This window comes from Pseudidiomarina sp. WS423 (assembly GCF_050750165.1).
Lineage (GTDB): Bacteria > Pseudomonadota > Gammaproteobacteria > Enterobacterales > Alteromonadaceae > Pseudidiomarina > Pseudidiomarina fusca.
Genome location: NZ_JBOJLN010000050.1, coordinates 1 through 636, shown reverse-complemented (window position 1 = coordinate 636; position 636 = coordinate 1). Strand labels below are relative to the sequence as shown.

General features: G+C 47.8%; 2 protein-coding genes. One reads left to right on the top strand and one right to left on the bottom strand.

What is annotated here, in order from left to right; translation table 11 throughout:
• Positions 1-89, bottom strand: an 89-nt coding sequence (locus ACQ661_RS12710; protein ID WP_431668588.1) for a helix-turn-helix domain-containing protein, incomplete at its 3' end; no start/stop codon positions are given.
• Between the two features lie 55 nt (positions 90-144).
• Here ACQ661_RS12710 and tnpA point away from each other — a divergent pair.
• Positions 145-573, top strand: coding sequence for an IS200/IS605 family transposase (gene tnpA, locus ACQ661_RS12705; protein ID WP_257119926.1), 429 nt, complete (start codon positions 145-147; stop codon positions 571-573).
• Positions 574-636: the final 63 nt, after the last annotated feature.

The window sequence follows — 636 nt, the reverse complement described above, 5'->3', positions numbered from 1 at the left end:
TACGCAAAGCGCACAGCACCGAACTGGCGGTTTAAAAATTCCGCCTGCTCAGGTGTGGGATAAATGCGTACTTTCGTGGCCTTTAACATTTCAGCGCTCATTGATATAATTCATTCATTATAAGCTATTAAGGTCATATTTCAAGTGAGTGTGCATCATAAAGAATTGCTATCAGATTACCTTAGAAAACGTCACAGCGTCACCAAGCTGGTTGTTCATCTGGTCTTTACCACCAAGTACCGACGAAAACTGTTCGATGGCTTTATGATTGAGCAGCTGCGTGAAGCATTTGAGTCTGCTTGCGAGAAACTGGAATGTAACCTGCTGGAAATGGACGGTGAAGAAGATCATGTTCATCTGTTGATGGCCTACCCACCGAAACTGGCGATCAGCGTTATGGTGAACAACCTGAAATCGGTTTCATCTCGCCGGATACGTAGACTCAATACCCACGTACCCCGGCAAAGCAAGAGCGCAGCGCTCTGGTCGCGCTCCTATTTTGCCTGTAGCGCAGGTGGTGCAACGATTGAAACGCTGAAAGAATATGTACAAAGTCAGGCCACACCTGACTAGAAACGCTTCGCGTTTCCCGCTTATATCCCCGCCCGATTGGGCGAGGGTTTACGCGGGTTTTGC